At 32.2% G+C, this 21,369-nt stretch carries 25 protein-coding genes; 8 read left to right on the forward strand and 17 right to left on the reverse strand.

Features of this window, described 5'->3' with window-relative positions:
* Positions 1–88 precede the first annotated feature (88 nt).
* Together NSS74_RS11965 and NSS74_RS11970 are read right to left on the reverse strand one after the other, a co-directional pair.
* The gene (locus NSS74_RS11965) at positions 89–1,039 is read right to left on the reverse strand and encodes a hypothetical protein (protein ID WP_340813647.1); all 951 of its coding nucleotides are present in this window, start codon (positions 1,037–1,039) and stop codon (positions 89–91) included.
* Between the two features lie 486 nt (positions 1,040–1,525).
* Positions 1,526–2,143: a helix-turn-helix domain-containing protein gene (locus NSS74_RS11970; RefSeq protein WP_002031957.1), complete on the reverse strand. Its 618-nt coding sequence runs from the start codon at positions 2,141–2,143 to the stop codon at positions 1,526–1,528.
* 114 nt (positions 2,144–2,257) lie between these two features.
* Between NSS74_RS11970 and NSS74_RS11975 the strand changes: the two genes are divergently transcribed.
* Positions 2,258–3,148, forward strand: coding sequence for a DMT family transporter (locus NSS74_RS11975; RefSeq protein ID WP_002141731.1), 891 nt, complete (start codon positions 2,258–2,260; stop codon positions 3,146–3,148).
* Between the two features lie 201 nt (positions 3,149–3,349).
* On the opposite strand, the gene NSS74_RS11980 is transcribed toward NSS74_RS11975, so the two are convergent.
* From NSS74_RS11980 to catA, 5 genes are all read right to left on the reverse strand, one after another.
* Positions 3,350–4,255 carry a DUF2935 domain-containing protein gene (locus tag NSS74_RS11980; protein ID WP_002141730.1) on the reverse strand — a complete coding sequence of 302 codons (906 nt, stop codon included), beginning with the start codon at positions 4,253–4,255 and terminating at the stop codon, positions 3,350–3,352.
* A 305-nt stretch (positions 4,256–4,560) separates the two neighbouring features.
* On the reverse strand, positions 4,561–5,073 hold the full coding sequence (locus NSS74_RS11985; protein WP_002141729.1) for a GNAT family N-acetyltransferase: 513 nt from the start codon (positions 5,071–5,073) through the stop codon (positions 4,561–4,563).
* Positions 5,074–5,259: 186 nt separating this feature from the next.
* On the reverse strand, positions 5,260–6,204 hold the full coding sequence (locus NSS74_RS11990; protein ID WP_198286133.1) for a GNAT family N-acetyltransferase: 945 nt from the start codon (positions 6,202–6,204) through the stop codon (positions 5,260–5,262).
* A 37-nt stretch (positions 6,205–6,241) separates the two neighbouring features.
* Positions 6,242–6,766 (reverse strand): GNAT family N-acetyltransferase, encoded by a 525-nt coding sequence (locus NSS74_RS11995; protein WP_002141727.1) that lies wholly within the window; start codon positions 6,764–6,766, stop codon positions 6,242–6,244.
* 224 nt (positions 6,767–6,990) lie between these two features.
* The gene (gene catA / locus NSS74_RS12000) at positions 6,991–7,641 is read right to left on the reverse strand and encodes a type A chloramphenicol O-acetyltransferase (protein WP_002141726.1); all 651 of its coding nucleotides are present in this window, start codon (positions 7,639–7,641) and stop codon (positions 6,991–6,993) included.
* Positions 7,642–7,842: 201 nt separating this feature from the next.
* Here catA and NSS74_RS12005 point away from each other — a divergent pair, with 201 nt between their 5' ends.
* The gene (locus tag NSS74_RS12005) at positions 7,843–8,025 is read left to right on the forward strand and encodes a DUF4021 domain-containing protein (protein ID WP_002141724.1); all 183 of its coding nucleotides are present in this window, start codon (positions 7,843–7,845) and stop codon (positions 8,023–8,025) included.
* A 48-nt stretch (positions 8,026–8,073) separates the two neighbouring features.
* Here the strand turns inward: NSS74_RS12005 and NSS74_RS12010 are convergent, their stop codons facing one another.
* On the reverse strand, positions 8,074–10,305 hold the full coding sequence (locus NSS74_RS12010) for an MMPL family transporter (RefSeq protein WP_340813651.1): 2,232 nt from the start codon (positions 10,303–10,305) through the stop codon (positions 8,074–8,076).
* 123 nt (positions 10,306–10,428) lie between these two features.
* On the opposite strand from NSS74_RS12010, the gene NSS74_RS12015 reads away from it, so the two are divergent.
* On the forward strand, positions 10,429–11,052 hold the full coding sequence (locus tag NSS74_RS12015; RefSeq protein WP_002085667.1) for a TetR/AcrR family transcriptional regulator: 624 nt from the start codon (positions 10,429–10,431) through the stop codon (positions 11,050–11,052).
* Between the two features lie 126 nt (positions 11,053–11,178).
* On the opposite strand, the gene NSS74_RS12020 is transcribed toward NSS74_RS12015, so the two are convergent.
* On the reverse strand, positions 11,179–11,832 hold the full coding sequence (locus NSS74_RS12020; RefSeq protein ID WP_002031870.1) for an MBL fold metallo-hydrolase: 654 nt from the start codon (positions 11,830–11,832) through the stop codon (positions 11,179–11,181).
* Positions 11,833–11,914: 82 nt separating this feature from the next.
* Complete coding sequence (locus NSS74_RS12025) at positions 11,915–12,322, reverse strand: GNAT family N-acetyltransferase (RefSeq protein ID WP_002031872.1); 408 nt, start codon at positions 12,320–12,322, stop codon at positions 11,915–11,917.
* Between the two features lie 671 nt (positions 12,323–12,993).
* Here NSS74_RS12025 and NSS74_RS12030 point away from each other — a divergent pair.
* Both NSS74_RS12030 and NSS74_RS12035 read left to right on the forward strand, forming a co-directional pair.
* Positions 12,994–13,434: a MarR family winged helix-turn-helix transcriptional regulator gene (locus NSS74_RS12030; RefSeq protein ID WP_002141720.1), complete on the forward strand. Its 441-nt coding sequence runs from the start codon at positions 12,994–12,996 to the stop codon at positions 13,432–13,434.
* Positions 13,435–13,479: 45 nt separating this feature from the next.
* Positions 13,480–14,301, forward strand: a complete 822-nt coding sequence (locus NSS74_RS12035) for a class I SAM-dependent methyltransferase (protein WP_002141719.1) — start codon at positions 13,480–13,482, stop codon at positions 14,299–14,301.
* Between the two features lie 376 nt (positions 14,302–14,677).
* On the opposite strand, the gene NSS74_RS12040 is transcribed toward NSS74_RS12035, so the two are convergent.
* The 6 genes from NSS74_RS12040 to NSS74_RS12065 form a co-directional block, all read right to left on the reverse strand.
* Positions 14,678–15,181, reverse strand: coding sequence for a GNAT family N-acetyltransferase (locus NSS74_RS12040; protein WP_002012819.1), 504 nt, complete (start codon positions 15,179–15,181; stop codon positions 14,678–14,680).
* 153 nt (positions 15,182–15,334) lie between these two features.
* Positions 15,335–15,805 (reverse strand): DMT family transporter, encoded by a 471-nt coding sequence (locus NSS74_RS12045; RefSeq protein ID WP_012260918.1) that lies wholly within the window; start codon positions 15,803–15,805, stop codon positions 15,335–15,337.
* Between the two features lie 19 nt (positions 15,806–15,824).
* Positions 15,825–16,517: a Crp/Fnr family transcriptional regulator gene (locus NSS74_RS12050; RefSeq protein WP_016102042.1), complete on the reverse strand. Its 693-nt coding sequence runs from the start codon at positions 16,515–16,517 to the stop codon at positions 15,825–15,827.
* Between the two features lie 18 nt (positions 16,518–16,535).
* Positions 16,536–16,961 (reverse strand): DMT family transporter, encoded by a 426-nt coding sequence (locus NSS74_RS12055; RefSeq protein WP_002127319.1) that lies wholly within the window; start codon positions 16,959–16,961, stop codon positions 16,536–16,538.
* Positions 16,962–17,142: 181 nt separating this feature from the next.
* Positions 17,143–17,592, reverse strand: a complete 450-nt coding sequence (locus tag NSS74_RS12060) for a hypothetical protein (protein ID WP_002031882.1) — start codon at positions 17,590–17,592, stop codon at positions 17,143–17,145.
* On the reverse strand, positions 17,510–17,746 hold the full coding sequence (locus NSS74_RS12065) for a hypothetical protein (RefSeq protein ID WP_229193939.1): 237 nt from the start codon (positions 17,744–17,746) through the stop codon (positions 17,510–17,512). Before NSS74_RS12065 ends, NSS74_RS12060 begins: the two co-directional genes overlap by 83 nt.
* A 111-nt stretch (positions 17,747–17,857) precedes the next feature.
* Here NSS74_RS12065 and NSS74_RS12070 point away from each other — a divergent pair, with 111 nt between their 5' ends.
* From NSS74_RS12070 to NSS74_RS12080, 3 genes are all read left to right on the forward strand, one after another.
* On the forward strand, positions 17,858–18,460 hold the full coding sequence (locus NSS74_RS12070) for a DUF2441 domain-containing protein (protein WP_002031883.1): 603 nt from the start codon (positions 17,858–17,860) through the stop codon (positions 18,458–18,460).
* Between the two features lie 33 nt (positions 18,461–18,493).
* Positions 18,494–19,435, forward strand: coding sequence for a nucleoside hydrolase (locus tag NSS74_RS12075; protein WP_061675307.1), 942 nt, complete (start codon positions 18,494–18,496; stop codon positions 19,433–19,435).
* 136 nt (positions 19,436–19,571) lie between these two features.
* A complete protein-coding gene (locus tag NSS74_RS12080; RefSeq protein ID WP_061688776.1) occupies positions 19,572–20,222 on the forward strand; it encodes an SMI1/KNR4 family protein in 651 nt (216 codons plus the stop codon).
* 97 nt (positions 20,223–20,319) lie between these two features.
* Here NSS74_RS12080 and NSS74_RS12085 read toward each other — a convergent pair whose 3' ends face one another.
* On the reverse strand, positions 20,320–21,201 hold the full coding sequence (locus NSS74_RS12085; RefSeq protein ID WP_002031885.1) for an MBL fold metallo-hydrolase: 882 nt from the start codon (positions 21,199–21,201) through the stop codon (positions 20,320–20,322).
* Between the last annotated feature and the right edge of the window lie 168 nt (positions 21,202–21,369).

The following is a 21,369-nucleotide window of genomic DNA, read 5'->3' on the forward strand; positions in this document are numbered from 1 at the left end:
ACAGGTCATTATAATTTTCTACCATTTTTTATAAATATGTTAGTTTATGAATGTGTACCATTTACTATTAATTTAAAGTTAGACACTTTTACTCATTAATAATACAACAGAATTTCTCAAATGTTTTATCTTTATATTCTGGAACCCTTGTTAAGTGATCAAAATAACTATATGAAAATTTAAATATGTGTCCAAAATCCCAATTAAATTCGCTGTAGTCTTTAAGCCAGAATGCATTATCTAGCGGAAGTGTATCAACTTGTTTTGCTTTTGTAAGAGGTAAACGATCTACAGTAGAATTCAATATTATTTGGGCATTCGGCATTAAATTGCGACTTTTTCTAAGTACATAAACTAGCTTTAATAGTGGTTTTATTCCTCGTTGAAATAATTCTATATGCCCTAAGTCATATAATATATTAATCGCATGTGAGAAGGTAAGCATATGACCAATTAAATCGTGATGTGATTCTGCCTTATATATAACATTGAATTCAGATAATTCATTTAAAATAAATCCAGATAATTGCTTCGGGTTTTTAATTTCGCTTTGAATCTCCTCATTATTTATAATGAGTTGCTTTACTTCTTTAGTTGTAAAACCAATCCAAGATCTACCGGGAATTGTTTTTTGAAACGATAATATAAGGTTTGCTATATTATTAATATCTTGCTCACTCCCCCAATGACTTAACTCCTTAATGGCTAGTAAACTTAAAGAAGCGTAAATTACATTATGACCAACCCAATGGAGTTCATCAATCGTTTGTTCCAAAGATTTAATTATCGTTTCTTCAGCACTTTGATAATCGACACCTTGTTTATTATCAATTGTTTTGCCTAACCTTTGCTTATGGAGCATCATTTTCGCTTGAGAATAAATGTTACAGGCAGTTTTTTCATCAATGTTATTGTTTTTCGTAAAAAAATAACTAGCAATGGCAGCTGCTCCGAAATGTGCATGCCAAATATCATTTGTTTCTTTTTTACATTGAGATATAATTGAAAGCCCATCTTTTAATACACTTATATTTTCCATCTCTCTTATCCCCTCTAAACCCTAATAAAAATGGTTTTTTAGCATCTACAAAGTCGGCAAAAAGCCAGGTGAAAACTCTTGAAAGGTTTCCTCCTTTACAGTTATAAATTAAAATTGCCCCTGTCGCTCAACAAGAATTAAATTTGCTTCTAATAATATTTTGAGATGATACTTATTCATCCCTAATGCAGTCTCAATCTTCCACAATTGTGTTTGTTTTGATTATGAAATAAATAACGAACAATCTCTCGTTTTACTCCTGCCAAAGCCTTAAAAATTTTCACTCTTTTTTTATCTGAATTATTTGGTTTGATAGTCATGGAACTATCTTATTTTTTTGTCAAATCTCTCATCTTCTTAAACATACAATGTGAAAATCAAATGTGTATGTATTTATAGATAGTTGTTTTATTATACACGCGAATCTTTATGTAATTGATACTTTCTATTATGTTACCACTTAGTATGTATCCTTAAGCTACTTCCTCAGCTTAAGGAAGGTGTTAATACAAATAAGATGTGATTCATTTCATCACTTTTATTCAAAAATCTATGTTTCACGTTCGGTGGAATACGCACAACATCTCCTTCTTCTAAAAAATATTCATTCCCTTCCAATTCCACATACACTTCCCCTTTCATTACAACTGCAATTTCTTCCTTATCTTCGTGGGAATAGTGACTTTCTGTTGTATTTGCATATCCGTTTAAATCCATCATTAACATTTCTATGCGAGCTTTCATAAAATCTGGTGTTAACACATCATAAACAATATGATCATTATTTTCTCGATATACTTTTTTCCGATCTTTCTTCTTAGAAATAAGTGAGTCTGTATCAATATCATTAATAAAAAGAGTAAACAGCGGTACATTTAATGCTTTCGCTATTAATTCCAATACATTTAAAGAAGGATTGGCATGTCCTCTTTCAATTTGACTAATAAGTGAAGTACTGATTCCTGCATAATCAGCAAATTCACGAATTGTCATATTATTTTTCTTACGATAACTTAAAACAGTTTGACCTAGCCGATAATGAATCATTGTTACAACTTCCTTTCGTCCATCATAATACATCTTTTGTCCCTTTTGTGCTGACATACTAAACAGTGGCAATTAATCCTTCCTTATTTCATCTTAGGCTTATATACTAGCTTTTGTACATTATATTATATACAGTTCATTATAATAAACAACCAATCGGAGGGACAAACTTTGAAATCACCTATTCTTTCATATTTCATCTTATTTTTTGGCGTGTTCGCCTTATCTACTTCAGCTATCTTCGTAAAAATAGCCGATGCCCCTGCAGCAATCACTGCTTTTTATCGATTATTGTTTGCTACGGTAATTCTTTTACCGTTTCTAATATTTAATACAAACAATCGAAGCGAACTTCGCTCATTATCAAAAAAGCAATGGGGATTTGGACTCTTATCTGGATTATTTCTAGCAGCTCATTATGTACTATGGTTTGAATCATTACAGTATACTTCCATAGCAAGTTCTACAGTTATCGTAACGTTGCAACCTTTATTTTCAATGGTCGGTGGTTATTTTTTATTTAAGGAACGGTTTACGAAAGGTGCGATTATAGGCTGCCTTATTGCAATTTCAGGAAGTATCGTGATTGGGTGGCAAGATTTTCAAATTAGTGGTGAGGCTTTATACGGCGATATTTTAGCTTTTATTGCTGCTGGCGTCATAACAGCTTACTTTTTCATCAGTCAATATGTTCGTAAAGACCTATCCCTAATACCGTACTCGGTAATTAGTTATGGCAGTAGTTCACTCTTTCTCGGTATATTTGCTTACACACAGCAGTCATCTTTCTTCAATTACACTGCACAAACATGGTGGTCCTTTATAGGTCTTGCATTCATTGCAACGATTTTAGGACAAACAATTTTCAATTGGTTATTAAAATGGATGAGCGCTACTGTTATCTCGATGAGTATTTTAGGAGAGACAATTGGAACTTGTATTTTAGCCTATTTCATTTTAGATGAAACAATTTCTTTACAGCAAGGACTAGGAATTCTACTTATTTTCATTGGATTAGCAATATTTTTATTACAACCGAAACAATTGAATCACAATTTATAAAGTGAAACTTTAATCAGCGGGGATTTTATTCATCCCCCACTGATTATTAGCCTTCACCAATCGGGCGTTTACGGGCAGCCCGACTCCCACATAACTTCTTTGCTCCAGCCAAATTTTGAGGTGGGAGTTTTACTGCCCACAAATAGCGGGATAAACAAGAAAAGCATGACATTAGTTTGCCATGCTTTTCTTGTTTATTTATTATTGCGGAGATTGTTCCACTTGCTTTTGCTTTAGCCTTTGCTCCAATACATGAATCATGAAGAGGAAATGCTCTGCCTCTCTTGTAACATGATCAGCAAGCAATGGATTTATGACATTTCGGATTTGACATGTTTGAATTAACTCTAATCCTGCTTTTTTGAAATCCCTTAACTCAACAGTGGCATTTTCACTATCTTTATTCATTTTTCCTATAATCGGGTATGTCGGTTCTTTTTGATATAACATCGATTCAACATCTCTAGCTTGGTTAAGCAAAATTTCGAAATCATCACCGAATTTCAACGCTGTATGAACAAGATTTCTTTCCGATTGATCCAGTAATGATCCAATAAAACGTGAGTGTTCCATCATAATACGCAGCCAGAAAACATTCTCACTAATAATCGCATCTTGAATAGGATCCATTTTCCCTTCGTTAAACTTTTGAAGTGTCCGCATAAAATATTCTGCTTCTCGTGCAACATGATCCACTAAAAGTGGGAAATTAAACCCTTTCACTTTACAATTGATGATTAAAATTAGTAAGTTTCTTTTATAATTACGAAAAGCATACACTAACTGAATGCTCTCTTCATTTAATTGCCTTACCGCTTGAACAGTTTGTGGAATAGTAAATGCTTTTTGCAGCTGCCTATCAAACTGATTATAAAACTGTTCTACTTGCTGAATTAAATTTTTATCGTTACGATTAAACCCCTCACCAAGAAACAAAGCATGCTCTTTCATAATACGTAACCAAAATCTATTTTCAGTTATAGATCGTTCAATAAATAATTGTTCTGTTAATGATTCAGATGGAGCTGCTTTCAATTCCGGTGGCAACAGCATAGCTCGCTGTGGGTCCATAATAAAATGTCCAGGAATAGGTTGGTCTGTCGACATTACAATCACTCCTTGTTCCTTGAATGCTCAATTATACTGTGTATGAAAATAAATAAAATTCAAATATACTTATGCAATCGTTTTTTCAAGGTTTTTGAAATTTCCACATATGCATTCCCCTTGCACATAGAAATAGATTCTATTAAGTCATATGCTTTCCGGATTAAGATGATTCCTAATGCTTCATCCTTTAAAACATCCTTTAAATAAAAGTTGCTCTTTATTTTTAATAAACTAAAAAAGCATGGTGTCCTTTTGCCATACTTTTTTCAAAACAAATCGATATTTTCGTTCAATTTACACCTCTATTTATTATGTACAATCAAACCATTTGGTCTAAAACGACTCATCATGATTTCGTTAACAAATTTCCCATGAGCCTTCAAATTCCCAACCTTTACACCCTCTTCGATAAATCCAAATTTTTCATATAATACTTTGGCTCTAGGATTCGTTTCTAATACACCAAGTTCCACTCGTTCTAACATTAGCCAATTATCAGCTAAATCAAGCATTTTTGTAAGAAGTGCTTTTCCAATTCCTTTATTGTGATACTCACTATCTACTCCGATGAATAAATCACCCGAGTGAGATCTTCGCCCTGGACTTTGGGTTAAACCGACAAATCCAACAACTTCTCCATCATATTCTGCTACAAATTCAAATTGATTCTGTGCTAAATTTCGAATTCTATTCTCCATTGCATCTACACGCATACTAGGTAAGAAAACCATATAAGGTAAAACATCATCTTGTATGCATATACGATGAATTGCTCTAGCATCTTGTGTTTCTACTGCTCTAACGTTAATCTCCATCTTTTTCCCCTCCATTCAAATATTCATATTCTAATATCCCATATTAAAATCCTGCCAACCCTTATTTCTTTGTGTTATTTTTATATAATTATTTCGATATAACATTCGCTTTTTGAACATCATCTCTTATATTCCCTCTCGTTCAAAATGAAAAAATCACTTAGAATATGCTAAGTGATTTTTTATTTAATTTTTTACCCTATTATACAACTCAAGCAGTTCTTCTACTGAAATACCATTTATTTTCATACCAGTAATATCACAATTTTCTATTTCAATATTTTTCAGATTACTACTACGTATTGTAGTACTTTCCAAATCACATCTATCAAATGAAATAGGATCTTTATCCTCTCCAAGGCTTGTATCTCTAAATTGAACTCCACCTAAAGTCACAAAATTAAATTTACTGCCAGAAATATTTAAATCTGCATATGAGGAATTTCTAAAATTAATATTTCTAAAGGTTGATTGACTTATATTACAATTACTCATATTCATATGCATTATATTACTACCAACAAATGCACTATTTTTTAAATTTACTTGATAATATTCTGTATTAACCAAATTACAGTTTTCGTATTGACCATTTTTCATATCTTTATTTTTAATTAGGTTCTCTCCAACTGCATCTACATTTTTTCTTTTTACATAGCAATACTCATCTTCAGATTTAAAAATTATTTCATAGCCCATTTTTTTATAAAAATGATGATTATTAATTTGTCTACTAGATGTTTCAAGATCCCAAATCCTTATGTTCGGAAATTTTTCTTCTATTAACTTAATAACCCGCGATCCAATTCCTTTTCCTTGAAGAAAAGGCTCTACAAAAATACGATCGATTCTTCCGTACGATTTACCAGAGATCGTAACTATAATTCCCCCGATTACTTTTTCACCCATTATCACTTTGTAAGTATCCAATTCTTCAATTGAATATTTCATCATTTCAACTGAAGAATATCCTGGCGGTTGAATGTTATAATCAATTACATCACCTTGGCCGTATAACCATCGCTTTGCTTCTTCATCAAATATTCTTTTCATTATTTCTGTTAACTTTTCAGCATCTAAAATTGTAGCTTTTTCTATAGATATTATTGTCATTTTTGTTTTCCCCTTCATTGTTATAAACCGATAACTTTTGTGAACGATATAGTTATTAATTTACTTTTGTCTTTAATATTTTTCCCATTATTACATATGGGGCATCACTTTTACTTGGGTGAAATGGCTCTAATACATCCACCCAATCCAATCTTTTATATAAAGAACGCGCTTTTTCATTGTTTATTTGTGTTGTTAAAATACTCGTTCTATTTGAAATCCCTTCTAATAATTCATTATGTAATTTCATTCCAAGACCTTCATTTCGATATTGTGGGTGAACTGCTAACTCTACAAATTCAAAACAATCTTGTAACCATTCGTCTGCTTGTTCTAGATTTAACGCTTCTCTCATTAATTGATTATAGTACTGCCCTTCTAATGAGCGATAACCATAAGTAAAACCAACTACCTCATTTTCATCATTTATTGCTACTATACCTTTAAAATCTGCATATTCTATATGTCTTTTCATTCTCTCAATCATTTCAGTAAAATTTGTTTTCTCAAATGCTTTACAATACAATTTTGCCATATTATTAATTAGGATTTCATCTTTTTCAATACGTATGAATTTCACTTTACCTTCCCCCTATTAAAACATTTGAACCCTTAAATAATTATAAAATAAAGAAATTTAAAACTAATCACTCTCTTTACTATTAAACTACAAATCAACCTATATTTTCCACTGTTACTTAATATGAATGAATAAAAAGAAGAGAACATGTAATATACATATGTTCTCTTCTTTTTATTTTAACGCTTATTCATTTTCAATTTTATATAATTAATAATTAGATATTACTTAAGCCACTCGTTACAAGTATTAGCTAGCTCCTGTAAATCCTCTATAAATCGACTCGCATGATATCCATCACAAACCGCATGATGTACTTGCAATGAAACAGGTAGCATAACCCTGCTTCCATCATTGAAATATTTCCCACAAGTAATAATTGGTAATAAAGAATCACCATCATTATTAATATTTAAATTAAATCCTGTAAAACTAGTCCAAGGTATACCAGAAATCGGAAAAATATTTGGCGGAATATTTTCTTTCGTGAAGAAACCATGAACATTAGCATAACATCTCATATCCTCTTCATAGTTTTTATAGAAAATGTGGAAATCGCTAGAATAACCCGTCCATATACTTGAAAAAGATTTATCATCTTTATGAAAGATTGTATAACTAGGTATCATTTCCTCCCAATACCCTAAAACTCCTTCATCATTAAAACATGTTCGAAATTCTGTATGTTTATTTATCACTCTAGAAATTACATAAATAAAAGTCGGATAAAATTTTATTTCCTTTTGATGTATTTCCTCTAGCATCATCGTAATATCAACATTCGCTGTCATACTAAACGAACACTTTAATTTTAAATAATGTTCAAAATACTGCTCTCTATTCCAATTTTCTCTGTCAATTACATGAAACTTCATTTTAATAGCCTCCTAAAATTTTATTTTTATTTTAGAAGGCTAACTTTCTTGTTTTCACCACACTTGTTCACTCCTTACAGTTTAAATTTAATACTAAGCTTTTTATTTAACTATATAACATCTGCAGAAATTCGTTCACATATTTCTGGAAATCCATCCACATACTATTAATAAATCAAATGACGTTTGGAGGATTCAAACATGAATGACAAAAATGTAAATAAAAAAGAAAATGTTATCGAAAATACTACATCTATTCAAAATAATAATACTGCAAATCTTAATATCGAAGAACAAGCAATGAACGGCTCATATGGAATGCCCGAAACAACCATTGAAGATGCTGATCACGTTGTAACTGATGATTTGACTTCAAAAAATTAATGAACTACATAGAAAAGAGCCAAGGAAAATATCCTTGGCACTTCTCTATTATATATCCATTTTTTTTACTTCTTCACTCTTTTTAGAAAGTTTCCCTGGCCAAAAAGCAAAGCGTCCTAAAACGACTGTAATCGCAGGTACAAGCAGTGGTCTTACAATAAATGTATCTAGTAATACACCAATTGCAGTTACAATACCAAATTGGACAAGAACTTGAATTGGAAGTGTGCCTAACACTGCAAAAGTCCCTGCTAAAATTAAACCTGCGGATGTAATTACACTACCTGTTTGTATAACACCATTTTTCACTGCATCTAGATGATTTTGTTTCTTTCTGTTTTTCCATATTTCAGAAACCATAAAGATATTATAATCTTCCCCTAAGGCAACTAAAAATACGAATGCATATAACGGTATCGCACCTTGTATCGCGGGAGCTCCCATACCGAAATGCAGTAAAATCCAGCCTGCTCCTAATGCAGAGAAGAAAGATAAAACGACAGTTACAATTAAGTAAATCATCGCAACGATTGAACGTAAATACACGAGTAAAAGTAAAGCGATGATACTAATCATAACCGGAATAATAACCGCTTCATCCCGTTCAGTAATTTGCTTTGTATCATATAAGGAAGCTGTTTCTCCGCCAATCCATAAATGATTCTCAGCTTTACTAATTCCTTCATCTTTTAATACCTTTTCTACACTATTTTTCAATTTAGGGATTTGATCTAATGCTTCAATTGAGTATGGGTTTTCCACTAAAGAAACTTCATACATTTGCAATTGATTATTTTCTTTTCCCTTCATTGGCTCTTTCACTTTATTAACAAAAGATAATTTCTCTATTTCTTGTTTAATAGGTAAATCTTTTCCCTTTGAATCAACTACAATCTTTACTGGCGCTAATTCTCCAGCTGAAAAATGATCCGTAATTAATGTAAATCCTTCGCGTGATGGCATATCTTTCGGGAATGATTCTAATAAGTCGTACGTGTATTGAATACGCGGTACAAATGAAGCCAAGCCTCCTAATAAAAATACGGTTAGCATAATAATTGTCCACGGTTTACGTACAACAATATCCCCAAGTTTTTTACTAAAGAACCCTTTAGTATTTTTTACTTTTACTACTTTCTTTTTCTTTCTTGCAAACTCTTCATTCATTTCAGCTGTTCTCGGTATGAACGGGAAAAATGCAACTCTACCGAAAATTAATAATAATGCTGGAAGAATCGTTAAAGCAGCGATTCCCATAATGAAAACAGCCACACTAAATGGGACTGCGAATCGATGAAAAGCTCCATAATGAGCAAGTAATAACGTTCCTAACCCTAATACTACAGTAAGTGCACTCATTATAATTGCTCCACCTGATGCTTTTATCGCAAGTTGCAATGCTTTATACTTACTTTCTTCTTCTAGCAAGTACTCTTTATATCTTGAAATAAGAAATAAACAATAGTCCGTTCCTGCTCCAAACAGTAAGACAGTCATAATCGATATAGCCTGTGCATCTACTTTAATCCATCCATTGTCTGCTAAAAAGCCCAGTGTCGGACTGATAATTCCGTATGCAAAACCAACAACGAGTAAAGGTAAAATTGCTAAAATTGGTGAACGGTACAGTAAAATTAATAAAACCAATACTAGTAGTACAGTAGCAACTAATAATTTCACATCAGCTTGACTAAATAAACTTACCGCATCCGTTTGAATACCCACAGGTCCAGATAATCGAACATGTAAACCAGAGTCGGTAATTTTTTGTTTGAACGGATCTTCATCCACTTTACTATTCACTATTTTTCGTAACTCTTCTAAATTACCTTTTAATATATCCGTTCCAGCAGATTTATTAAAAAATATTGGTGTGACAAATGATGTACCATCTTTTGATGCACTTTTTGATAATACTTGCTCTGGAATTGTATCAAATGGTGGTAACAATGATTGTTCTTTTAAAGGGTCCGTTTTTAACTCTTTATAAACGTCCTGTATTAATTTGTAGTCTTTTGACTCTAATCCACCATCCCGATGCCATACAACTAACAACGGGTTTCCTGCATTATTAGGAAATTCTTTTTTCATAAGTGCTTCAGCTTGCTGTGACATAGCTGTTTCAGGTAAATTTTTCGGATTCGGTTCTTTCGTACTGTTTACTTGTGGTAACGTAAATGAAAGTACTAATGTAATAAGAATCCATACCGATAAAGTTATCCATTGCGTATTCTTCCCTGCTACAAGCCTCCCTAACATATGTAACGGGTGCTTTTTCATAAAACCCCACCTTCCTTTTTTTCCTCCAATATTAATTATATATACTGGTCGGTTAATTAATCAAGAATGATTAAAAAATTATGTTATAATTATCTCAATAATAAATGTCAGGAGCGAATGTATTTGGATCAAAAACAACGTCCTCTCGGAAGGCCTCGTCAAAATAAAAATACAAAGTCTACAAAAGAAATCATTTTAGAAGTTGCAACTAGGTTATTTCTCACTCAAAATTATCAAGTTGTTTCAATGGATGAGGTCGCGAAAGAATGTGGAGTTACAAAAGCAACTGTCTACTATTACTATTCAACAAAAGCTGATTTATTTACCGCTACTATGATTCAAATGATGGTGCGCATAAGAGAAAATATGGATCAAATACTCTCTACGAATAAAACTTTGGAAGAAAGATTATTGAACTTTGCTACAGTATACTTACACGCAACGATGGATATTGATATGAATAATTTTATGAAAGATGCAAAACTTTCTTTATCTGAAGAGCAATTAAAGGAATTAAAAAATGCCGAGGATAACATGTATGAAGTGTTGGAAAAAGCGCTAGATAACGCAATTCTCCTTGGAGAAATTCCTAAAGGAAATCCTAAATTTGCTGCCCATGCTTTCGTAGCTTTATTATCAATCGGGAATTTTAAAGATGAGAATCACAATCCTACTCTTGCAAATATAGATGAATTAGCAAAAGAAATCGTTTCGTTTTATTGGAATGGATTAAGTCATCAAAATTAAATTGATTATATTTAATAAAGAGCACATTTGAAATTCCTTCAAACATGCTCTTTATTAATTTAAGGGTTTTATTTATATACTAGCAATTAAATTATACTTTAGCACCGATTAACAAAAAATTCTTATCTATAGCTCTTGAATTTGTGCATTTATATTCCCCTTACTTAATCCACCATGGTAACAAACTACAGAATCAATTTCTAGATTTAAATACTTCTTCAAAGAATTTTGCGCTTCTTTTATATCCAAAGTAGTTGGGGCATGAATTCCCCCTAAAATTCCGTTTACACTATACATTGAATCCCCAGCGATAAGAGTTTTACTTTGTCTCAAATATAAACTAATATGACCAGGAGTGTGCCCTGGGGTATGAATAATAAGAATACCACCGCAATATGGAAGTTCTTGGCCTTCAACCAAAGTATCATCCACTTTTCCTTTTGGTGGATTCTGTACTTGTGCATCCTTCAACAAAGGTAACTCCCCCTCGATATATGGCTTATCTAGATCGTGAGCATAGACTTTTATATTACTTCCACAGTTTTGTAATAGTTCAGGAAGACTACCTATATGATCTATATCTTGATGCGTCAAAATCACGGCTTTTAGTTTATCAAACGATACTCCAACCTTACCCATTTCTATTCGTATATCTTCAATTTGTCCAGGAAATCCAGTATCTATTAAAACTGCCATTTCATCATCCCATAAAAGAATTGGGTGAATAATATACTCTTGAAATTCAAGATGTAACATCTCTACCCCTTTAGCAATCTCCATAACATTATTCTCCTTTATAATGAAATTTTTGAAATCTAAAAATTGGCCTGATAAACAAGTAATTCTAAATTACAAAGCCCCGCTATCGTTTAATATGTTTCGTCATACCAATCGAAAATTCCTCAAATCCAATTGATTCATAGTAATATTTTAAATCTTCAACACACATAAGTTGTGGAATAACTCGTTTTTGTTCACAGTGCCGGATTAATCGTTCCACTATTTCCTTTCCAACGCCCATGGACTGATACTCTGGCATTACACATACACCGCAAATAATGCCCGTTATTACACCATCTGATATTACTCGTCCCATCCCAATTAATTGTTGCTCTTTAAAAGCATATATCACATACCAACTTTGCTTACACATTTGCTCTAACTCATTAACCGATAATTCAAGAGAATTCCATCCTAAAGATTCATACATAGTTAATAATTCATTGAAATCTTTAGGGGGTTCAATCGTGTAATTTAAAATAGTTTTCATGTAAATACTCCCTATCATCCTTTTTGTTTTATTCCAAAAAATTTTGACCGTCGTTAAACTGACTAGAACAATACTTCAATAAGAAAAAATGAAACTCCTTCTCTTTAAAAACATAAGGAACTTAATAAGATTGGTACCATATATATTTCTCTATTTAATATTTGTTTAATATATCAACTAATGGTGAGTATAAAATATATACATTTCAACCATCACCAAATACTGAATCTAAATTACAATTATAAGAAAAAGAAGGTATCTCATCTTTGTGAGATACCTTCTTTTATATCAATCCATCATTATATTATCAACCAAAAATCATACAGCTACATACGATAAGAACAAACAAAACTAATAAACTATTTGAGAAATAACCCATAGAATACTACCCCTTTATTTCATTATGTAAAAGATTTTACCATAAAATTATTAATAGTATAATGACTGAAAAAGACATTGGCTTCATTAGTTTTTTATGTATAAAGTAATATTTTATAATCTTTCTACTCACCGCTCATAAAAAACTTTAACTTTTCCTCTAATGCATCGCTCACGATTTAAATAACATTGATATTAGTAAATAAACAATTACTAATATCAATGTTATTATTTGATTTTAAGTAAAAATAGTAATAAAATAATTACTAAATTGATAAAGGACACGAAAAATAATGACTAATAAAGAATTAATAAACGAATACATGAATTTATTATTAAATATGTCAGGTACTTTCAAATTATTATCAGAGAAATCCACTGAATTTACACATTTAGAGCAACACATAGTTGAGTATATTGCCCAGCAAAAAGTCGCTGTAAATTTAAAAATGATTGCTAGTTATTTAAACATACCTAAACAACAATTAAGTGTAACCGTTCGTAATTTAGAGCAAAACGGATACATTGTAAAAAAACAAGATACAGTAGATAAACGAGCTGTTTTAATTTCCTTAACAGATAAAGCTGAAAAAGTACATTATGAAAGATGGAAACAAATTTATAATAATTTCACTAGTAATCTTGAAAAACTCAGTGAAGAAGATCAACGTGATTTAGCTTACGGACTGTATAAAACAAATAAAATGCTATCAAAAATGCTAAATAACGACTAATCATATATATATGATATTTTTTTATTATTAAATGGAGGACGTTTCATGGTTAAAGAAATAGATTTACAATCAGTTCAAGGTACTATGCTTATTCCACTATGGGGACGAGCATATGGTAGTGAGAAAAACAAGGATATTTTAGATGATACGGAAGCTATTCGGATTATTAAAGAATGCGACTTTGATTTCTCTAAAATAGCAGATACATTTGGCGAATATGGATGTATCACTTACATTACCCGTGCAAGAAAAATAGACGATACTATTAAACAATTTATTAGAAAACATCCGAATGCTACTATAGTAAATATCGGTTCTGGACTAGACACTACTTTTTCAAGAATTGATAACGGTACTATACAGTGGTATAACCTTGATTTGCCTGATGCGATCGCTTTCCGCAAAACATTAATTGAAGATACACCACGAAATATAAGCATTGCCAAATCATTTTTTGACACTTCTTGGTTCAACGATATAAAATATGATCCAAAAGACGGTATTCTTTTTATATCAGCAGGTGTGTTTTATTACTTTAAAGAAGAAGAACTGAAGGAGATATTTGTCGCTATGGTAAAACGTTTTCCTGGAGGAGAGTTATATTTTGATGCCGAATCAAAGTTCGCACTGACACTTTCGAATGCTACTGTAAAAAAATCTGGTAATAACGGCGCTATGATGTATTTTTACGTAAATAATCCAAAGACAATAGAAAAGTGGTCTTCTAACATAAAAATATTAAGCTGCTCCCCTTTCTTTAAACATATACCTACAAATAAAGATTGGGATGGAAGTACACGAATTATGATGCGGATTGTAAATTTAATAAAGATGTTGAAGTTCGTTCATATACGGTTTGAAAAATGATAAATCTATAGCTTATATATTAATCATATATAAAAGAAGACCTCGATTTTATTAAATTCATATAATAATCTATAGGATAGTTAGTCCATTATGAGGGCTAACTATCCTTTTTTATTTACATAATGAATGAAATAAGTAAACAATAAATATTTAATTTAATCAGTATAATAAAGATATATAACTTGAAACGTTCGATTGGTTTTTGGGGGAGGGCATAGCCTCGGTGCGAAGGCAACACTCCGCTTTCGAGGACATGCTTCAGTTATAGTTTGTCACTATTTGAATTATAAATCAGTTATTTTATCTTTATCTGAATTCTTGCCCAAACTAATGACCTCTTCTCCTTTTCAATAGTTTCGAGTTAGGTCCGGGATTTCTAAAGGTCGCGTACGTTCCAAACAATCTCACCGCGCTCGTCCCACGTACTGTGATGCCTCTTAAATCCTATCTTTTCTAACACCCGGAAGGACGCAACATTCCAAGCGCCTACAGTCGACCAAAGTCTGTGGCGCCCCGTAGCAATCGCAGCGTCCAGCACAACAGATGCTGCCTCAGTCGCATAGCCTTTGCCATGAGCACTGCGGAACAACTCGTATGCGATCTCCGGCTCTTCCAGTGTGGAACGACCGATAATCAAGCCACAGTATCCGATGAAATCACCTTCGTCTCGTCGGCGAATAGTGAGAAGGGAAATGCCATTTTCGCCTGCTCTCTTACGCATCTCTATAAGCATACTACGAACGGCGTCAAGGGTTGGCATATCCACACCACGTTCGCCAATTAATTTTCTCATCCAGACTGAATCGGATTCCTCCCACATACTCAGATCAAGTCGTTCAGTTTTCAGCTGGAACTCCATAGCTTTAAATAAAGCTGTCATAGTGGAAACCTCCTAGTTATGTCACTGCACTCATAATATAATGTACACCATCTTCCAACATGTACTGAATCACTTATTTTCTCTCCTTATCGCTCATTTACTACCACCTAAATGTATATGTTCTAATTATTAACACCTTTTCCTTTAAATTCTTTAGACCCTATCCTCATTTATAGTAATAGCTTTCTTATTCGAAAAAAGATTTTTAAAAATTCCTACCCCTACAATTAATAGACCTATACCAATTAATTTATTTATTTGTATAGGTACTCTCTCCATTCCAAACAATCCAAATGTATCAACACATAATGCAACAACTAATTGAGTAATAAGGCTAATGAGCACCGTATAAGCTGGACCTAAACTCTTTATTGCACCCATTATACAAATAATTAATCCGATACCAAACAATCCACTTATATAAAATAAATAATTTGCAGTATAAAAGTTAACGCTTATACTTTTCTCTGTAATGATATGAAATAAAACAGAACTTATGAGACCTATTCCAAGAACACATGCAGTTGTTAACCACTGTCCTACAATTTCATTCACTTTCGTATTAAAAACAGATTGTAAGCTAATTAATATTCCAGCTAATATAGCTAAACTAAATCCAATCATAACCCTTCTCTCCCTTTCATTACTCATATATATTATCTTTAGCAACTTCCTTCATTCTAGAAAAATCTTTAATTACAATAACTCCATTTTTCTTTTTAATTAATTTTTCACTATAAAATTTTTGTAAAACTCGAATTACATGCCTATAACTTACACCTATAAAATCTGCAATACTTGATACAGAAGTTGAATCTAAATCCTCTTTATACATATTCCCATTACTATCCGTTGAAATCGAAAGTAAATAACTAGCTACACGTACTTCTACCGGATAAAGTAAATTTAGAGCTGTAAAACGAGTCGATATTTTTAACGTGTTCGCAATGTTTTCAAGCAAGAACTTCATAAATATAGGATCATGTAATAACTTATTTCTAATAACTGTATTAGAAATGGAGATTGCTACAACATCTGAACAAGCTTCAACAACATTATGTGCTTTGCTATTTTGTATTAATTCAATATCACCAACAATTGCTAATGGATTGATAAAGCGAAGGATTAGTTTCTTTCCTTCTGGTGTAATCGTGTAAACTTTTACTTTTCCTTTAATAACAAAATATAAACGATGAATTTCATCATCTTTATCGCAAATAAGCTTGCCTTTTTCAAAATGATTTACTTGAAAATTGTCAGTACTTATTCCTGAAAAAATTTCAAGTATATTATAAGCTTTCAAATATTGAATAATTAAGTCTGATTTATTATCCACTTACAGTCCCTTCTTTCCTTACATATTAAACACAAAAATACCTAAAATCATTACTATTGTCCCCACAATATGGTATCTCTCCATTTGTATCTTTTTTATATGAAATAATCCTTTCATTTCAATAACAGTAGCAGTTAATAATTGAGCAACCATAAGTGTTCCAGCTGTTAATGTAACTCCCATTGAATATATCGCCATTGTTTCCGCACAAATAATCAACCCACCAAGTGCGCCAGCTGCTAAATATACTTTTTTTACACCCTTTAAATCCGTTACTTTCTCTTCTTTCTTTAACAAAAATATAGTTGTTGCAATAAGAAACCCAATTAAATGCGTCATAATACTCGTCGACCATATACCGATATCTGAACTAAGTTTCGCATTAAACGTACCTTGAAGTGTAATGAATACTCCTCCAAAAACTGAAAGTAAAATACCTTTCAAAAAAATCATCTCCTAATCTTCTATCTATGATTTAATTAAAAGCTACAATACTACAACGACAAAAGGACAAATGTCACATCGATATGAAAATAATTAGTAATGTACACGAAAAAACACATCTCAAAATATGTGAGATGTGTTTAAAATATTTAATCCGTATATAATATTTTAGTAATTAAAACTACGCTACATTAACACCTTTATTCTTCAAAACAAACTTTCCAAATAAGAAACGTACAAGAGGTCCCATTATTATTAATTGAAGTGGGTACGCCATAATGAAATTTTTAATGAAAATCGAGAAATAAATTGAAGCGAATGAGTCACCATGTAACCCATTATGTAAATACATCATAGCCATTCCGTAAAATGACATAAAGAATACCATTCCGATTACCATTGTTGTTGCCATCGCAATAATCATGTTTACTTTTTTTGATTTATCAAATGGTAATGCAAATACAATCTTTTTCGCACACGGTCCAACGATACATATTTCAATTAATAGCGCAATAATAAATCCAATTATTAGTTCTAATGCGATTTCCTTAATATGAATTGGTCCTCCTGCTCCATTCATTAATAAATTGTAAAACGTCATAACGATAACCATCCCGAGGCACATCATCATACCAAATTGGAGGTTTTCCTTTCTTGTTGTTGGCAATTTTCATCATCCCTTCTCTTTGAGTCTTTGTCATTATATCGATATTGGAAACTCCTTCGTAAGTGAACATTTTGTGAACATTTTTAAAGCGTTTACGTGCATTTCTTCCACTCTTCACTCCAATCCTCCCACTTTATAACTTTTTACTTACAAAGGTTTTATATATTTTGATGTTGAATTATTAAATTTAATATTGAATTATATGATAATTACTACTAGGAGGATAACCATGAATAAAGCAGAATTTTACGCATATCACATCGTTACAAGGAAAACAATGAGTATCGGACAAATCATTCACTTTGACAAAAATCAAACTAATACCCTCTATCACTTCTTTTTTGAAAGAGAACAATTAAATTCTAATGATGAAGACTCCATTCAAATTTTAAAAAGGCATTATATCAATAAGGAATTACATATAAATAATGAAAATGCTAAAGTAGTTCTGAATTATATAGATCAAACAATTAGAGCGGTTAGAGAAACGATTGTAGAAATGGTTAGACTGCAAGAATTTCCTGAATATCCCTCAAGGTTGTCTTGCTTATATGCTTCCAAAAGCTATGAGGATGCTTTGAAATGGAAAGCGCTATTTGATTCTTATAATCGAGAAGTTTTGCAGATTGTTAAACTACGAGTAATCGGAAGTTCTTTTGAAGGTGATGGAAACCTTTTGCCGAAAGAAGATGGTATTCCTTTCGCTCAAAAAATGGAACAAGCTAGAGAGTATTGGAAAGGAAACGTTAGAAATGAACTTCCTGAGTTACTGATTAATGGGAGAATTGAAGTGGTGGAAATTATTGATGATTTTTCATCAATTAAAATTTAATTCCTGGTTAAATTTTAAAGAATGGAGATTAAAATGATGAAAAAAGTGTACTTCAATCATGATGGTGGTGTAGATGATTTAATATCACTATTTTTACTACTCCAGATGGAAAATATAGAACTTACAGGTGTTTCAGTTATTCCTGCAGATTGTTATTTAGAACCAGCAATGTCTGCCAGTCGTAAAATTATAGATCGCTTCGGCAAAAATAATATTGAGGTAGCAGCGTCCAACTCTCGTGGAAAAAACCCATTTCCAAAAGAATGGCGGATGCATGCATTTTATGTAGATGCTTTACCAATTTTAAATGAGTTTGGGAAAGTTGTTACACCTGCATCAAAAAAACCTGCACATCATCATATAATAGAGACTCTTCTACAAACTGATGGAAAAACAACTTTATTATTTACAGGGCCCCTGACTGACCTTGCTCGTGCACTATATGAATCTCCAATAATCGAAGATAAAATTGAACGTCTCGTTTGGATGGGCGGTACATTTCGTACTGCAGGCAATGTACATGAGCCAGAACATGACGGAACAGCCGAGTGGAATTCATTTTGGGATCCCGAAGCAGTAGCTCGTGTTTGGAATGCTAATATAATCATTGATTTAGTAACTCTAGAAAGTACAAACCAGGTTCCGCTAACTATAGACATACGTGAACAGTGGGCAAAAGAGCGTAAGTATATTGGTGTTGATTTCCTTGGTCAATGCTATGCAATGGTCCCCCCTCTCGTTCACTTTTCAACTAACTCTACCTACTATTTGTGGGATGTATTAACTGCTGCGTTTGTTGGGAAAGCTGATCTTGCAAAAACAAAAACGATTGCTAGTATCGTTCATACATACGGACCCAGCCAAGGACGTACAGTGGAAACTGCTAACGGAAGACCAGTAAATGTCATTTATGATGTAAAACGTGATGCATTCTTTGAATATATTACTGAATTAGCTAAAAAAGCTGCTACTTGAAACCTCAATTTTACGAAAAATAACTTTTAAGATTACAATACATATATTCTGAGAAATCACTCCTAAAAGTTAGAAACCCAAACGAAAAGTATATTAAGAATGATATACTTTAATTAATATAACATGGGGTGATATGATGGATTACGAGTTACTAAAAGAAAGAATAGAAATAATAACTTCTAGAATTAAAGAAATAGGCGGTGAAGTTCAAGAAGTTTGTATAGATGAACCTTCTTCTCTTGAAAAGATAATCCAAGCGGAAAAAAAACTTGGTGTTAAATTACCAAATAGTTTCAAAAAAGTACTTTTAGAGTTCTCAGGAAATTTTAGCTTACGCTGGTTTTTACCTGACGATATGGAGCTACCAAATGAATTTCGTGAAATTTTTTGCGGAACACCCCACTGGAGTTTAGAAAGTCTTTCTGAGTTTGAAAAAGAACGAAAAGACTGGATTGACACGGTTTTTCCAAATCCTGAAGATGAATATGATATAGTCTGGCATAATAAATTAGCATTTTGTGAAGTGGGCAATGGGGATTATTTAGCATTTGATATGCAAGATAATATAGATGCTCCGATAATTTACCTAAGTCACGAGGATGGAGAAGGACATGGATATAAGATTGCGAATAATTTCATTGAATTCATTGATAATTGGTCAAGAATAGCTTTTGTAGGATGCGAGGATTGGCAGTGGTTACCGTTCGCAACCAGTCTTGAAAGTGGTGTAAACCCAGATGATGAGCCAGCAAAAAGATTTAGAAATTGGTTGGGACTGGATATTTAATTATTAAAAAGAGTATTGAATTAACTTTCAATACTCTTTTTGTACAGTTTAATTATATTCAAATCAGAATAAGCTTCAATCTGATTTGAGTTAGGTTTTACAGATTAACCATTTCATAACCATTTACAAAGTACGTTATTGTTTCTAGCTCATCTTCATTTAATTCTCTATCTAGTTCTTGTTTATACGATGCCTTTATCTTCTCTTCATCGCCTTTATGAGTTTCCGTATAAGTTCCTACTGTTTTTAGCAAATGAATTTCTTGTGAAAACTCATCCCGATTTATAGCTGTCCCATGGGAAAGAATATAGGTCTCGGCATCAAATTTCTCTAACTCTTGTATCAGTTTAAACGTTCGTTTCGTCGTATAGTTCCGCTTTGCAGAAAAGATATCTGCATATATACAGTCTCCTAAAAACAAAATCTTTTCTTCTTTAATATAAATAACAACAGAGTCATGTGAATGATCTCCGCCCACATGCTCTAACACACATGTCACATCACCAAGGTCTAATTCAAGTTGTTTCTGAAAGGTTAAGGCCGGCGGAAGAATTTGAATATTTCTTGGTTTTTCACTGAACTCTTTTTTTATACAGTCCGCACAAAATTCAATTTCTGTACCTTCTTTCACTCGTGCGTCCAATGCCTCATCCGACCACTCATAAGAAACAAGTGTGTTCATCTCTTTTTTTGTTTCAAAATGTGCGATAGACAATGCATTTTGTAATACAGGCAATCCAAAAATATGATCCCAGTGCCAATGCGTTAATGCTACAAAATCAGGATTTGAGATATTTTGCTCTTTTAGCATTTCTAAAAACAATTGTGTATGTGCTTCTGAATTACCTGCATCTATCATCAAAGTCTTTTCTTTTCCAACTACCATTCCTAAGATAGGTCTATCAGTCTCGGAAACAGGTGTCATGTACCAAAATGCGTTTCCTATTTTTTTAATTTGCTGCATAACTATTGCCTCCATTTTATGAGTGTGTAACAATTTCCAGCCGAGAAAATTCTTTATTTTGTATTTTGATTACTATTAAATAACAATGTCAGAAATAAAATCATTCTACATTTTTTATTATCTAGTGAAATACAAATACTAATTTTGACAAGGGAATCCTTTCTCAACATTTGTTACTTTTAA

Source organism: Bacillus sp. FSL E2-8868, assembly GCF_038005505.1.
GTDB lineage: Bacteria > Bacillota > Bacilli > Bacillales > Bacillaceae_G > Bacillus_A > Bacillus_A mycoides.